General features: G+C 62.3%; 16 protein-coding genes and 1 pseudogene. 2 read left to right on the forward strand and 15 right to left on the reverse strand.

The window, feature by feature from the left end:
• The 3 genes from WCE39_RS13515 to WCE39_RS13525 form a co-directional block, all read right to left on the reverse strand.
• Positions 1-388 (reverse strand): hypothetical protein (locus tag WCE39_RS13515; protein ID WP_343277208.1); only part of this gene is annotated, 388 nt, incomplete at its 3' end.
• 550 nt (positions 389-938) lie between these two features.
• Positions 939-1,577 (reverse strand): hypothetical protein, encoded by a 639-nt coding sequence (locus WCE39_RS13520; protein ID WP_343277209.1) that lies wholly within the window; start codon positions 1,575-1,577, stop codon positions 939-941.
• 141 nt (positions 1,578-1,718) lie between these two features.
• Positions 1,719-2,045 (reverse strand): nucleoside triphosphate pyrophosphohydrolase family protein, encoded by a 327-nt coding sequence (locus tag WCE39_RS13525; protein WP_343277210.1) that lies wholly within the window; start codon positions 2,043-2,045, stop codon positions 1,719-1,721.
• 888 nt (positions 2,046-2,933) lie between these two features.
• Between WCE39_RS13525 and WCE39_RS13530 the strand changes: the two genes are divergently transcribed.
• Positions 2,934-3,917: an IS30 family transposase gene (locus WCE39_RS13530; protein WP_343277211.1), complete on the forward strand. Its 984-nt coding sequence runs from the start codon at positions 2,934-2,936 to the stop codon at positions 3,915-3,917.
• Between the two features lie 911 nt (positions 3,918-4,828).
• Here WCE39_RS13530 and WCE39_RS13535 read toward each other — a convergent pair.
• From WCE39_RS13535 to WCE39_RS13590, 12 genes and pseudogenes are all read right to left on the reverse strand, one after another.
• Positions 4,829-5,272, reverse strand: coding sequence for a hypothetical protein (locus WCE39_RS13535; RefSeq protein ID WP_343277212.1), 444 nt, complete (start codon positions 5,270-5,272; stop codon positions 4,829-4,831).
• Between the two features lie 88 nt (positions 5,273-5,360).
• The gene (locus WCE39_RS13540; RefSeq protein ID WP_343256198.1) at positions 5,361-5,843 is read right to left on the reverse strand and encodes a hypothetical protein; all 483 of its coding nucleotides are present in this window, start codon (positions 5,841-5,843) and stop codon (positions 5,361-5,363) included.
• Between the two features lie 68 nt (positions 5,844-5,911).
• Positions 5,912-6,283, reverse strand: coding sequence for a hypothetical protein (locus WCE39_RS13545; RefSeq protein ID WP_343277213.1), 372 nt, complete (start codon positions 6,281-6,283; stop codon positions 5,912-5,914).
• 117 nt (positions 6,284-6,400) lie between these two features.
• Entirely contained in the window at positions 6,401-6,916 is a 516-nt protein-coding gene (locus tag WCE39_RS14335; protein WP_452299599.1) for a demethoxyubiquinone hydroxylase family protein, read from the reverse strand.
• Positions 6,917-7,448: 532 nt separating this feature from the next.
• Positions 7,449-7,781: a YegP family protein gene (locus WCE39_RS13555; RefSeq protein ID WP_343277215.1), complete on the reverse strand. Its 333-nt coding sequence runs from the start codon at positions 7,779-7,781 to the stop codon at positions 7,449-7,451.
• A gap of 122 nt (positions 7,782-7,903) precedes the next feature.
• The gene (locus WCE39_RS13560; protein WP_343277216.1) at positions 7,904-8,185 is read right to left on the reverse strand and encodes a hypothetical protein; all 282 of its coding nucleotides are present in this window, start codon (positions 8,183-8,185) and stop codon (positions 7,904-7,906) included.
• Between the two features lie 450 nt (positions 8,186-8,635).
• Positions 8,636-9,478 (reverse strand): hypothetical protein, encoded by an 843-nt coding sequence (locus tag WCE39_RS13565; protein WP_343277217.1) that lies wholly within the window; start codon positions 9,476-9,478, stop codon positions 8,636-8,638.
• 42 nt (positions 9,479-9,520) lie between these two features.
• Positions 9,521-9,967: an FKBP-type peptidyl-prolyl cis-trans isomerase gene (locus tag WCE39_RS13570; RefSeq protein ID WP_343277218.1), complete on the reverse strand. Its 447-nt coding sequence runs from the start codon at positions 9,965-9,967 to the stop codon at positions 9,521-9,523.
• Positions 9,968-10,048: 81 nt separating this feature from the next.
• Positions 10,049-10,789 carry an endonuclease/exonuclease/phosphatase family protein gene (locus WCE39_RS13575; RefSeq protein WP_343277291.1) on the reverse strand — a complete coding sequence of 247 codons (741 nt, stop codon included), beginning with the start codon at positions 10,787-10,789 and terminating at the stop codon, positions 10,049-10,051.
• An 82-nt stretch (positions 10,790-10,871) separates the two neighbouring features.
• Entirely contained in the window at positions 10,872-11,735 is an 864-nt protein-coding gene (locus WCE39_RS13580) for a thiol:disulfide interchange protein DsbA/DsbL (RefSeq protein WP_343277219.1), read from the reverse strand.
• A complete protein-coding gene (locus tag WCE39_RS13585) occupies positions 11,732-12,415 on the reverse strand; it encodes a thiol:disulfide interchange protein DsbA/DsbL (protein WP_343277220.1) in 684 nt (227 codons plus the stop codon). Before WCE39_RS13585 ends, WCE39_RS13580 begins: the two co-directional genes overlap by 4 nt.
• A 232-nt stretch (positions 12,416-12,647) precedes the next feature.
• A pseudogene (locus tag WCE39_RS13590) lies at positions 12,648-13,457 on the reverse strand (c-type cytochrome); the annotation flags it as partial.
• Positions 13,458-13,586: 129 nt separating this feature from the next.
• On the opposite strand from WCE39_RS13590, the gene yihA reads away from it, so the two are divergent.
• Entirely contained in the window at positions 13,587-14,201 is a 615-nt protein-coding gene (gene yihA, locus WCE39_RS13595) for a ribosome biogenesis GTP-binding protein YihA/YsxC (RefSeq protein ID WP_343277221.1), read from the forward strand.
• The last annotated feature ends 6 nt before the right edge of the window (positions 14,202-14,207 follow it).

Raw genomic sequence — 14,207 nt, forward strand, 5'->3', positions numbered from 1 at the left:
TGCCGATCAGCAGGCAGATTGAAGAGCTTACGACCCAGAACGTCATGCTGTTTCCCGGGAAGTACGCCATGACCGGCGCGAACGCGACGCCCCGGACAATGTAGATGGCGGTGATTGCGCAGAGGGCGGTACGGCGCAACGGCAGCTTGCGAATCACGCCGGCTCCGGACAGGGCGTAAGCACTCCACACAGCAAGAACGCCGGCAATGACCAGGGTAACGACGGTGGGATACCAGTGGCCGGCCAAATGCAGCTGCGCCATCTGCTCTCCGGCGCCCAAGAGCCGAAAGAGCGGAGCGCCTACCACCAGACACGCCAGATGCATGAGCGCGGCGAGCCCGCTAAGGGCGGCGCCCACTACCAGAAGCTTGTTGGTCGAACTGGCCATGTAGCTCCCCAGCGGCCTAACACCAGAGTTAAGCCGAGCAGCGTAGTGCAGCGAAACACATGGCAAGCTTTACCTGCCATGTGTTTTGCGGAACGAAGCGGATTCGGCTTGAACGACTCGTTAGGCCGCCGCTGCCCAGCACCTGTGCCTGACCTGCGGTGACCCAACCCCTGAGCCGAACAGTACAACAAGTCTGGCCGGTCAGCCCGGGGCTGGAATCTGCCAGGCCGAAGGGATGATGTTGCAGCTCGCGCGGCCCAGAAGTCTCACCGCACCTTGGCCGAAGCCGGTGCGGCAGGTCGGATCTTACGGAGAGTCGCGCCTGTCCGAAGCCGAGGTGCTGCAGCGCTGACTGCCGATGCCTGCACCGCGCGTGCGAGGTGCAAACGCTGCGGATAGACAAGGCGCTACAGATCGCCTGGAACCCGGCAACAACAGTGCGGGAAACAAGGCCTAACGCCTGAGTTAAGCCGCGCCGCGAAGCGGCGTCGGCTTGGATCGAATTGTTAGGCCTCAACCAGCGTGGTTCGCCGACCTTTTGAACGATCGGCTATGGCTCACGTTGCTTCATACGATCGTCAGCAGTGCTGACAAGGTCGCTGCATATCTCAGCATTCTTACCCGTAAACGCCTCCGAAAGCCCCAAGCCTATTCGCGCTCCCTCAGTAAACTGATCCGCTGTTAGGATTACGCGCATGCCCACACGATTTACCTCAGGAACACCGTCTTGAGCCCGTACATGGCCAAGCATTTGTTTTGAAGCGAGTTCAAACATCGCCTTGGCACGTCCCGGTTCATCGCAATGCCTCAGTCCACCGGCGATCACCAGATCTCCCTTGCCCAGTTCAAGCACTTCGTTAATTGAATCAAAGTCATCATGTTCTTGTGCGGAAATGGTTGACGAGGAATCTGCGGCTGCTTGCGCCGCCACCGCAGCTTCCAAAGCTCCGCCGGCTGTTTCATCTATTGCCCCATGCTGCCCTTGCTGGCCTGCTGAGCTGTCGACGGGAGTCGGAAACTTTGCGCGGCACGCCTCGCGAACCGTGACGACGGCCGCCTCGGACGTTGAACCGCTGACATTTTCTAGCACACAGTCTTCGTATCTGTCGTACTTGTCGCTGGTGCAGCCGGCAACGATGAAGAGGGCAGAAGCAGCGATGAAAAACCCTTGCCTTTCTTTAATTGGCATACCTTGAGACCTCCGTTGGGGCCTAACACCTAAGTTAAGCCGAGACGCGTAGTGGAGCAAAGCACATGGCAAGCTGTACCTGCCATGTGCTGTGCGTAACGAAGCGGCTTCGGCTTGAACGCATTGTTAGGCGGCTGCCGTCTACTTGGCCAACTCATCTGACACGTACTCTGAGATCTCTCGCGTGTTCCTGACGAACTCCGCCTCAAGATCGACCCCGCATTTGTTGGCCAGCACCATGATCGACCAAAGGCAATCCGACAGTTCATGGCCGAGCTTTGCCTGATGCTCATCGATCGTTCGGACACCCGCGTGAGCCTGGACTAGCTTGGCCAAGTCACCGACGTCTCCCATGAATCCAAGAGCGAGCTCCTGAGTGCTCCAGGCGCGACCCCAACGCTTGACCTCTAGTTGCTCGTAGAGGTCGTTGAGCTGGAGCGCTGCTTTTTCGAGATCGCTGAATTTCATCTTATGCCGCCTAACACCTAAGCTAAGCCGCGCCACAGCGGGGCGTGAAGCACATGGCAAGCTGTACCTGCCATGTGGTTTGCGCCCCGATGCGGTGTCGGCTTGAGCGCATTGTTAGGCCGCCGTTTGACAGCATAGGCAGTCCTAAACTTTGCACTTGTGGCGTGCCATTGAGCTTGCGATTGCCTCATAGCTCTCCGGTTGACTCACCAGTGCGCTACTCAACTCCGCGCAGATCTTGCGGTGCGACATTCTCTTCAGTGTGCCACCGAGAGAGCGGTCTTGGAAAGTAACTTGGAGCGCGGGCTCCCTTACTATTTTGTCCGGCCTCTCGAGCGGTCCCTGGCGAAACTCCATGGAGGCCGTCGGCAGGGAAAGATTGAGCTGGCCTTGGCCCATTGACTCATCGGCCACGTGGGCCTCCACGTCGCCTTGCGCTTCCGATGCTTGAGCCTTCCGAACTCGCACTTCAGGCCGGATCTCCTGATCCGAAACTCCGGATGCAACAGGAGGTTCGCGTTCTTTGTCTGGAGCTTTGTCCCGCTCTATCCAGACAACTTGCAACGAAGCGACCTCGGTGCCAATTGTTGCTCTTCCAGCTCGGTCAGCGAAGATGAGCAACAAGACGGCGCCACACACCATTGCCACAGCAGCAATCGCGGAAACAGCTCGGTCTGAGCAATCACTTGTCGATGCGAATCGAGACAGTCCCGCAGCCCTCCATGGCGGCCTAACGCCTGAATTAAGCCGCGCCGCGAAGCGGCGTCGGCTTGAATGAATTGTTAGACCTCGCAGGTTAACAAAGTAAGTGCAACACCCACGCCACCCGGAAAGGAAAAGGTGAGCTGGCAGACTGGGGAGGACTTCTCCGGCAAGAGACGATCCTTCATGTACAGCCAGCTCACCCAAGGTGAAAGATACACGCTGGGCGTCCTCAATCGACACGGCCTCACCGGCCGCGCCATCGCCCGAATCATGGACCGCGACCCGAGCACGATCAGTCGCGAGCTGCGGCGCAACGCCTGCCACGCCACCGACGGCGCCTACCGGCCCAGCAAGGCCCAGGAGCGAACCAACGGCCGGCGGCGGCGCTCCCGGCGCGTGAAGCAGCATGACCCCGGTGTTTTCGAGGCCATCGAGGACCTTCTGCGAAGCGAGCACTGGAGCCCCGAGCAGATCGCGAACTGGCTGGCCGACAACAACGTGGCCAGGATCAGCCACATGACCATCTACCGCCACGTGCGCAGCGACGCCAGGCGCGGTGGCACGCTCCGGAGCTGCCTGCGCCAAGGCGGCAAGCGCCGACGCAAACGCACGTTCGGCCCAGAGAAACGCGGCCGCCTGCAGGGCAAGCCGATGATCGACACCCGACCCGAAGCCGTCGAGACTCGCGACGAAGTGGGCCATTGGGAGGGAGATACCGTCATGGGCTCGGTCACCGAGCGCGACTGCCTCCTGACCCTGGTCGAGCGCAGCACCGGCCTGGCTCTGGTCGCCAAGCTGCCGCATCGAACGACGACTGCAGTGAACCGGGCTGCGCTGAAGCTGATCCGCGAAAGCGGCCTGCCGTTCAAGACCATTACCTGGGACAACGGCACCGAGTTCCATGGCTACAAGGAACTCGAGCAGACCGCCGACATCCGTTGCTACCTCGCCTACCCGCACCGCCCATGGCAACGCGGCAGCAACGAGAACTTCAACGGTTTACTACGACAGTACTTTCCCAAACGAAGAAGCCTTGCCAAAGTACGACAAGGCCACTGCGACACCATCGCCCACAAGCTCAACCACAGGCCCAGGAAACGATATGGCTACAAGTCCCCGATCGAGCGACTCGAAGAACTACTCGGGGTGTTGCACTTCGCTTGTTAATTCACCCCTATGCAATCCTGAGGCCCATAAATGAGATCATGCACTTGCCACGCATGAGCACAAACCCGTCCGGAGACGATCCTCCTGGTCCGAGATGCGGGCTATCAAACTCGCGGAGTTCGTCGCCTGGCCGGTACAGATCTCTCATTTGTATCCAGCCCCTATGGGCGTACGCGAAAGGCACCTGCGGCACCGCCGGATTGCGAGCGGCAAAGCGCAGCCCCAAGCTTTCAAGTTCCGAGACTGAGTAGTTTTGAGCGAGAAGGCGGTAACCCGATGGCAATGGCTCGCAGCTGCCTTTGGCACTCGTCTCAGGATCGACTATAACTGCGGCAAGGAAAAGTGAGATTGCCCAGATCTTGGTCATAGGCCTAACACCAGAGTTAAGCCGAGCAGCGTAGTGAAGCGAAACACATGGCAAGCTTTACCTGCCATGTGTTTTGCGTAACGAAGCGGATTCGGCTTGAACGACTTGTTAGGCCGCCGCTGCCCGGCACCTGCGCCCGATCCGCGACGGCCCAACCCCTGCGCCGAACAGTACAACAAGTTTTGCCGGAGAGAGTGGCCTGGCACCCGGCGCGAGCGGAGCCAAGACGGTCAAGTCGCGCGGCCAAGAACTCCCACCGCGGCCCGCACGAAGCCGACTCGGCAGGTCGAATCTTGCCGAGGGTCGCGCCTGTCCAAAGCCGAGGTGTGCACGCGTGCCTGCCGATGCCACTCATCGCGCGTGCGAGGTGCAGAAGCCTTGGATGAGCGAGATGCCAGAACCCGCTTGGACCTTGCCACCGACAGTGCGGGACACAAGGCCTAACACCTAAGTTAAGCCGGGACGCGTAGTGGAGCGAAGCACATGGCAAGCTTTTTCTGCCATGTGCTTTGCGGAACGAAGCGGCTTCGGCTTGAACGCATTGTTAGGCCCCACCCGCGTCGTCAGCGGCCTCTGGTCTTGGTGGGAAAAGTCCGCGCAACTCTGAGAAGTCGCCGTTTGAACGTTGTGCGACATCTGACCATGCCTTTGCGAATGCAGGTCTCTTGAGGTTTGAGGCGATCCCATCCTGCCAGAACTTCCATGTCTTATCTGATACTCGGCCAGTCTGGCGGAGGAAAGCCTGCTGATTGCAGAGGTCAAAATATCTATAGAACTCGTCGAACTTGTCGGACTGCTCAGCGTCACTGAGAGACTCGCCGAGCAAGGCCTTAACTGGAAGAGTCGCTGCGATATCTCGATACTCTTTGGCGAGCGAATCTTCGAAGGTCGTGATGGCTTGTCTTTTCGAAAGCACCAGTTGCCATGCTGCCACCATCACCGCTACAGCGGTGGCAACATTTGCGACTGCGGAGAGAACTTCGAGCATCTACGTACCCTTAAGTGGGGCCTAACACCAGAATTAAGCCGCGCCGCGAAGCGGCGTCGGCTTGAATGAATTGTTAGGCGGCAGACTGTCAATCATATGGATAACTGACACTGCGCCAGTCACAAAGCAGCCTGCCGCTCTCTACGCCTTGTCGGATGGCTTCAATTTTGCGGCTGTCCGCAGCATAGACGGTCACCCGGGAGCCCCCAGATGCTTCCGGGACGAGCTTGTAGCCCATGGGCGTGCCATGAAAGACACCGTCTGTTCGCACTGCCACCCAGCTAGAGCCGTCGGCCCAATCACCGACTTCGAGCGTGTAGTCGTAAGTGCTGGAAACGCCGACCATCGAGCCTCCGACAGGCGATACTGTTGTAAGGGTCTTCTGATCCTTGCCGCATCCACTTGCGACAGCCAACCGGGTTAGTTCAGCGGGAGGGAGCGCGGAAACAAACTCTACGAGCTTCTTCTCCTTGCGGAGCTGAAGCTCAACCATTTCCTCTGTTGGACGGTCGGCAAGCGTCACACAACCAGGCAACGCTGCCACCAGTACTAATACCGCGACTTGCTTCATAACTGTCCCCTGTCGCCTAACACCAGAATTAAGCCGTGCCGCGAAGCGGCATCGGCTTGAATGAGTCGTTAGGCGGCGCACCAGAGTGCAATGCCGCCGATAACGAACAATACCAGCCACGACAAGTGCTTGCCTCGGGTGAGGAGCAACGGTAGGACCCCGGACGCGACGAAGGTGAGTCCGATGATTTGGAGCATGCCGGACACTGTGAGGTCGCCGCGACCGGCATGCACCAACAGCGCAGCAAAGCCGAACCACGCAACGGTGGTGATGTGCCAAGCGAAGCGCAACGTTCGGGTCGTGAATTCAGAGCTGCCGAATAGTTTTGGCAGATCACTGCGGTGAAATAGGCGGGTGAGGATGTAACGCTCGCCGAGGACAGAGTGGGCCGCGCCGAGTGCTACGGCGAAAACTGCTGCGGTGTTGAGAAGTCCTGCCATAGCCGCCTAACACCTGAGTTAAGCCGAACCGCGTAGTGGAGCCAAAGGCATGGCAAGCTGTACCTGCCATGCCTTTGGTGTAACGAAGCGGTTTCGGCTTGAACGAATTGTTAGGCCTCACAGCCGCATGCCCAGCCATATGACTGCCTCCGTAGAGCCAGACACGATGGGTGTGAGAACCTTTGACGAGAATGTACCAGCCTGGACGTGGTTAACGGAATGGTCGTGGTGCTGCCGCTCCTCCGCGACTATGGCTGAGATGGCGGCAACGGCTGCCGGGTCGCTGCTGCGCAAGTTGACGAGCTGTTGCTCTAGATGCCGAAGCACTACGCTCTCAACGGCTACCGTTGTGGCTGCAATGGCGTTTGCCCCGAGCAAACCGGAAATGGCCCCAAGTACGAACCCGCCAACGCCACAGAGCCAATAGCTGCGACAGCGGCGCTGCCCGCGACGCTGCAGCTCAGCAGCAAATATTGCTCGATGCCGTTGCTCGTGTGCGCGGAACTCGGCGAGCTCTGGGGTCATCTGGCGCGCAGTGAACCGGGCCATGATGATCTGGGCTGTGTAGATGCAGGTGGCGCCATGCTCGCCAGCATGATTGACCCTAATGATGCGGTTACCGAGGTCTGTCATGTGAGGCCTAACACCTGAATTAAGCTGCGCCGCGAAGCGGCGTCGGCTTGAATGAATTGTTAGGGCTCACTTGCCCGAAACCTGTGACCAATTGGTTCTCCAGAGAACCGCAGGACCAAGGCATCTATGAGAAGCAAGCAACCCGTGACTAGCGCCAGCACTAAAGCGTAACCGGACAAGACAATCAAGGCGTCGCATAGCAGCGCAACAAGGATCACGAAAAGCGTAGCGCCACTGACCGGCAGGCGCTTAGCAGCTGCTAAGACTGCATGAAATATGCCGAATACGTTCAGCCAGCCCGCGATGCACGAGCCGATGAACGCTGTCGCGGTACGTAGATCGTAGCTGTACGCAATCACCGCAAACAGGAGCGCAGGGCCTGCGACAGTCTTTAGTAACCCGGCTTGCGGCATACGTGCCATGTGAGCCCTAACGCCTGAGTTAAGCCGACTTGCGTAGTGGAGCCAAAGCCATGGCAAGCTTTCCTGCCATGGCTTTGGTGTAACGAAGCAAGTTCGGCTTGAACGAATTGTTAGGCGACGGCCTTGACGGTGGCCGTTTGCCCGTTGGCTTGAACGGACGCAATGCCAGCGTCGCGTGAGGCAGCCGACACATACATTTGGCTGGTTCCGATCACCTGGTGATTGGCAGCCTTAAGCGTGAAGTAGGACTTTCCGTTGCTCGATTCCTTCTTCTCGTACCGGGAAACGTCGGCTGAGTTTGACTGCACAGATGCAATGCCATTCTCTGCCGAGTCCTTTGACTTGTAGAGCTCGCTTGTGAGGATGGTTTCAGCGTTGCCAGCTTTTAGAACGAAGCGGAACTGCCCATCTGAGCTATTACCAAGTTCGAACCAACCTGCCATGCCGTTCTCCTTGTCTTGCGGTGGTGGAAATCGAGTTGCGGTGAAGTGTGTGAGACGCCTAACACCAGAGTTAAGCCGTGCCGCGAAGCGGCATCGGCTTGAATGATTTGTTAGGCATTAGCTCACTGGAGCTCGTATCTGACAAACCTGTTCCATTCCTCAATCGAATCTTGCGCCGCTCGCTGGTGGTTGCGGATCGCACGATCTTGCTCTTCTACGAAGTCATCAATGCAACTTTTGTATCGCTCCACTTCCATCTTGAAGTTCTGGATCTCAAAGTCAGAGTTGAACTGGTGCGGCTTGTAGGGCTTCGAGCAATAGTCAGATGGCGGAACCCTATCCGCCTGAGCCGGTAGTGCTGCAATAGCTAGCACAAGCCCGATTGCCAGATTTGCGAGTCGCATGAAACCTCCCCCTGAGGCCTAACACCAGAGTTAAGCCGTGCCGCGAAGCGGCATCGGCTTGAACGACTCGTTAGGCCGCCGTTCCCTGGCACCTGCGCCCGACGTGCGGCAGCCCAACCCCTGAGGCGAACAGTACAACAAGCGCCGTGTCTGGTGCTGCCGAAACGCACCATGCGCGCGGCCAAGAACTCTCACCGCGCACGGCCCGAAGCCGACCCGGCAAGTCGAATCTTGCGAAGAGTCGCGCCCGTCCGAAGCCGAGGTGCTGTAGGGCTGACTGGCGATGCCTGCACCGCGCGTGCGAGGTGCAAACGCTGCGGATAAGCGAGGCGTTACAGATTGCCTGGAACCCGACAACAACAGTGCGGGAAACAAGGCCTAACGCCAGAATTAAGCCGTGCCGCGAAGCGGCATCGGCTTGAATGAATTGTTAGATTTGTCACCCTTGACCTATACGATGCGGTCGTATGCTTTTTTAAGGAGAGCAAGGATTGCGGGCGCAGCAGATATTGATATGACTTTAAGGTAATCCTTGCCTTCAGCCCACCTCCAGTCGCCAAGTTCAAATGGGTCAAAGACAAGGATGTAGAACAGTGATACAGCCGCCCAAGCAACTGAAATGAATGTCCAAGACCGAAATGATTGAGGTTGCCGGCGCCACCACCCGACTCTTGTGGCGCTTGGTTTTGAATGGCTACTAACTTTTCTGATGGCGTCAGCCAGCTTCTTCATTTCTGGATTGTCTTCAGACCAATCCCAAGACTTCTTTTTCTTTATTTCATCCTCAGTAGCCTGAAGTCTGTCAAACACATCCATTACTGACTCTGGTGGTTTGTCTTTGGAGTCGTATTGGCCGCTGGCTTTATAGTCTTTTGATATTTGATCGTAGGCAGGCTGTAGGCTATGAGATGGCGCGACGCCAATTGCTAAGTAGGATCGCCACGACTTGCCAATTTTCTCGTCGTCTTCTTGCGTTAGTTCTCTGCTTTCGCATCCCAGCCAGTCTTCTATTACTTTCCAGTCATTTTTAGCGGATTGCTTTGCAGAGGGGTCTTTAGCCAGATCTCGGAGCATCGTGATGAACAGAACGCCAGAGTCAGCCATGAAGTCTGAGCCGGGATCCAAGTTGATCGTTCTGCTTTTGCGGTCGTATGTCATGCCGCCCCCTCGACAATGATTAGACAAATCTAACGCCAAGTAAGCCCCAAAAATGAGGCGGTAAAGTCCACTGGCCGGATTACCGCCCGAAAATGCAGCGGTAACGCATACCGCCCCAAAAACGCCGGTATGCACAGCATCGCACCGATGCCCGCCGCAGCCCCGGCTCCCCGACCCCTACCGTCGAATATCAAGCAACTCCACCTCGAACACCAGCGAGGCCCCCGGCGGGATCGCCCCGCCAGCGCCTTTCTTCCCATACCCCAGGTCCGCCGGAATCAACAGTTCGCGCTTCCCGCCCACCCGCATCCCCGCCACGCCGTCATCCCAGCCGCGGATCACCCGGCCGGCGCCCAGCATGAACACGAACGGCTGCCCGCGATCCACCGAGCTGTCGAACTTCTCCCCGCGCCTGTCGGCGGCCGCCTGGTCGTACAGCCAGCCGGTGTAGTGCACGCTGACCTCGTCGCCGGCCTTGGCAACGGCGCCGCTGCCTTCAATCACGTCAATGCGCTGGAACTCGCCGACGTCGCCGCCGGTATACGGCGCTGGGGTCTTGCCGCAGGCGGCGAACAGGATCAGGCAGGAGAGGACCGCGGCGGCGCGGCTGGGGCGGATCGACATGCGGGGCGGCTCCGTGTGGACAGTGCCGCGAGGGTATCCCAGCTACCGCGGTCGCGGGCCGGGCGTACGGTGTCCGCGCACTCAGCGCTTGAGCGCGGCGGGCGGCACGTCCAGTTCGATCGACAGCGCCAGGTGGTCCGAGAACGCTGCGGGAAAGGCCTGCATGTCGCGGCAGCCCAGGCCGTCGCTCACCAGGATGTGGTCGATCGCCTTCTGCGGCTTCCAGCTGGGGAAGGTGTGCACCATGCACGCCGGCGGCTGCAGGCGGGTCTGGCGGAACAGCGCGCCCATCTCGGGCTGGTCGACGGTGCAGTTGAAGTCGCCCATCAGCACCGCATGCGGGGTGTCGGCCAGCAGTTCGGCGATGAAGGACAGCTGCGAGGCCCGCGACTGCGCGCCCAGCGAGAGGTGCGCCACGGCGATGGTCAGGCCGTCGTCGCCTTCGCCGAACTTCGCCACCAGCACGCCGCGGCCGGTGATGCGGCCGGGCAGCGAGTGCACGGCAATGTCGAGCGGCTCGAACTTGCTCAGCAGGCCGTTGGCGCTGGAGGCGAACTGGCCCACGCGCCGGTTGGGCTGGTGGGTCCAGTAGTCGAAGCCGCCGCGCTCGGCCAGGTAGTGGGTCTGGTTGGTGAAGCCGGAGCGCCAGCTGCCGGGGTCGGCTTCCTGCAGGCCCACGATGTCGTGGCGGCCGGCCAGCTTGGCGATGGTGTCCAGCATGCCGCGCTTGTTGCCCATGGGCAGCACGTGCGACCAGCTGCGGGTGGCGTAGTCGCTGTAGCGGCGGGTGCTGGAGCCCGCCTGGATATTGGCGCTGAGCAGCTTCAGCCGCTGCGGTCCGGCAGCGGCGTCGGCGTCGGTGCCCGGCGCGGGTCCGGGCTGCGCGGGAGCCTGGTTGTCGATGTCAGTCCGAGCCACCGGCCTGGGCCGCCGCGCGCTCGCGCGCGACCAGCTGGTCGGTGATGCGCAGGACGTCCTCGAGGCTGCGGCCGCGAACGCGGTACTTGCCGTTCACCACCACGGTGGGCGTGGCGTCGATGCCGCTGCGGACGATGAACTGCTTGGTGCGGGCGATCTTGGCCTTCACCGCGAAGCTGTCGACGGTGCCCTTCAGCTGGCCCGCGTCGGCGCCCTGCTTGGCCATCCAGGCGATGATGTCTTCGGTGCTGGCGTCCGGGCGCAGGCTGCGCTCGATGTGCATGGCGTTGAACAGCGGCCCGTGCAGTCGGTCCAACACGCCGATGGCCTCGGCGGCGAAGAACGCCTTCGGGAAGTTGTCCTGCTCGTAGAACACGGCCGGCAGGTAGGTGAAGCGGACGTCGCCGGGCAGGCGCTTCTTCCAGGCGGCGACCAAGGGGTCGAATGCGGCACAGTGGGCGCAGGAGTAGGCAAACACTTCCACCACTTCCACCTTGCCCTCCAGCGGCGCGAAGGGCTGGCCGCCGGGGATTTCGATGTAGTCGGTGCCGGCCACCAGGGCCGGGCCCTGGGTGGCGGCCTGCGAGGCGGCGGCCACGGCGGCGTCCGCCGCGGGGTCGGCCGGGGCGCGGTCCGCAGGCTGGCCGGCATCGCTGGCCGCGGGTGCTTCGCCAGCGGCGGCCGGGTCCAGCGCGGGCTCGTCCGCGGTGGCGGACTCGCCCGCAACGGGGGCGGCGGCGGGAGCGGTGGCCGTTGCGGGCGCGTCGGCGGTCGTGGGCGACTCGCCGCCGCAGGCGACGAGCAGCACGCTCAGGAGCAGGGGGGCGAACAGCAGGCGCGTGTTGATCATGGTGTGGGCTCGTCTGGTGCGGAAACGCTGGGATCGGATGTGGCCGCGCGCGCGCGCGCGACCAGCAGGTCGGTGATGCGGAGCATGTCGCCGAAGTTGCGGCCAAGCGCGCGGTAGCGGCCGTTGACGATCATCGAGGGCGTGCCCTGGATGCCGGAGGCGACGATGAAATCGCGCGCCGAGGCCATGCGCGCCTCGGTGCCGGGCGAGCGCATCGCGGCCGCGGCGGCTGCGCGGTCCAGGCCGAGTCCGCCGAGCAGCGTGGCGAACTCGTCCACCGACGCGCCGCGCTGCGGCAGGGACTGTTCGGCGTGGATGGCGCGGTAGACGGCTTCATGCGTCCCTGCGGGCGCGTCCAGTGAATCCATGGCGAAGTATGCGCGGGCGTAGGTGTCGGCCGGCGTGAACGCGGCGGGCAGGTAGCGGAAGGCCACGTCGTCGGCGAGGGTGCGGCGCCAGCGGGTGATGTGCGGCTGGAAGTCGTTGCAGACGTGGCACCAGTACGCGAATACCTCCACCACCTCGACCTTGCCGGGCTCGGCTGCGAGCGGCTGGCCGTTGGCGATGGCGACGTAGTCGCGGCCTTCAACCAGGCCGTCGTCGGCATGCGCCGCGGACGGCAGCGCCGCGCAGGCGGCAAAGGCCAGGGCGAGCAGGGCGGGAAACAGGCGCTGGATCATCGGCATCGGTCCTCGAAACACGAAGCGCCGGCACAGGGGCCTGGCCGGCGCTTCAATTCACGCATGGCGGATGGCGCCGACCCGCGGCCGGCCGCGGTCACGGCGCCTGCTGGGCGTCCGTGGCAGGCGCTTCGGCCGCGGCGTCGCCGGCGTCGGCCGGAGCGGCCTCGGCATCGGCCGGGGCGGCTTCGCCGTCCACCGGGGCCTCGGGCGCGGCGTCGGCCGGCGCGGTGGCGGGCGCCGCCGGTGCCGGCATCTTCGCGATCGCCGCCAGGGTGGCCGCGTCGGGGCGCGTGTGCAGGCCCTGCATGTAGCTGGCCAGCGCGCTGATCTCTTCGTCGCTCAGCTCGGCCGCGACCGAGGCCATGATGTCGAACATGCCGGTATCGCGCTCGTTGGTGGTGCCGGCGCGGTATTCCTCCAGGCGACGCGCGGTGTACCAGGACTGCTGGCCGCCGACGTGCGGGTAGGCCGGGCCCGGGTTGCCGGCGCCCGACGGGCCGTGGCACGCCATGCAGGCCGGGATGCCGCGCTCGAAGTCACCGCGGCGGAACAGCTGCTGTCCGACCTCGTAGAACTTCATGCCCTCGTAGGGGCCTTCGGTGATCAGGGTGTCGTCGGCGATGCCGGCCGAGGACCCCTGGTTGGCGTAATGGGCGCCGACGTCGCGCATGTCCTGCGCCGACAGCATCGAGGCGAAGGGCTGCATGATCGCGCTGGTGCGCTCGCCGCTCTTGAACAGCGCGAGCTGGCGCGCCATGTACTTCTCGCTCTGGCCGCCCAGGTTGGGATAGATCTCGCCGATGGTGGCCTTGCCGTCCAGGCCATGGCAGGCGGCGCAGGTGCCGGCCAGCGTGGCGCCGTTCTGGGCGTTGCCCGGCGTGGTCTGCGCCAGCTCGGCCAGGGCGTTCACGGCCTCCAGCGGCAGGGTCTCGACCGGTTCGGCTTCTTCGAGCGGGGCGACCGTGGTCTGGGCGAAGGCGACGGCACCGACCGCCAGGGCGGTGAATCCGGCGAGGAGGTAGCGGCGGGCGTGACGCATCTGGCTGGACTCCGGGAATCAGGATTGCGGGCAGCGGAAGCCCGCGGTCGCAAGGCCGGTCATTATCCAGTCGCCGGAGCGGGGTGGTCAAACCCGCCCTGGTCGCCCGGTCGTGCGATCCTGTGTCCCATGGCCAATCCCCTTGCCCGCGCCGAATACATGATGTCGGCGCACACGCCCCGCCAACTGCCCCCCGAGGGCGGTTTCGAAGTCGCGTTCGCCGGCCGTTCCAACGCCGGCAAATCCAGCGCGCTCAATGCCCTGTGCCAGCAGAATGCGCTGGCGCGGGTGTCGAAGACGCCCGGGCGCACCCAGCAGCTGGTGTTCTTCAACCTGCCCCAGTACGAGGGCAAGTACCTGGTGGACCTGCCCGGCTACGGCTATGCCAAGGTGCCCAGGGACCTGCAGGCGCACTGGCAGGCCTTCCTGGATGTCTACTTCAAGAAGCGCGAGGCCCTGCGCGGCCTGGTGGTGGTGATGGACATCCGCCATCCGCTGAAGGACTACGACCGCAACATGCTGGCCTATGCCGTGGGCCGCGGCCTGCCGGCGCACGCCCTGCTGACCAAGGCCGACAAGCTCTCGCGCAGCGCGGTCGGCAACGCGGTGCTGGCGGTGAAGCGCGACCTGGCCAGGGAATTCGGCGATACCGTGGGCGTGCAGGCGTTCTCCGGCGAGTCCAAGCTCGGCGTCGACCAGGCCCGCGGCGTGATCTGCAGCTGGCTGGACATCCCCGCCAACTGAGGCACG

The sequence above is a fragment of the Luteimonas yanweni genome (assembly GCF_039548475.1).
Classification (GTDB): domain Bacteria; phylum Pseudomonadota; class Gammaproteobacteria; order Xanthomonadales; family Xanthomonadaceae; genus Luteimonas.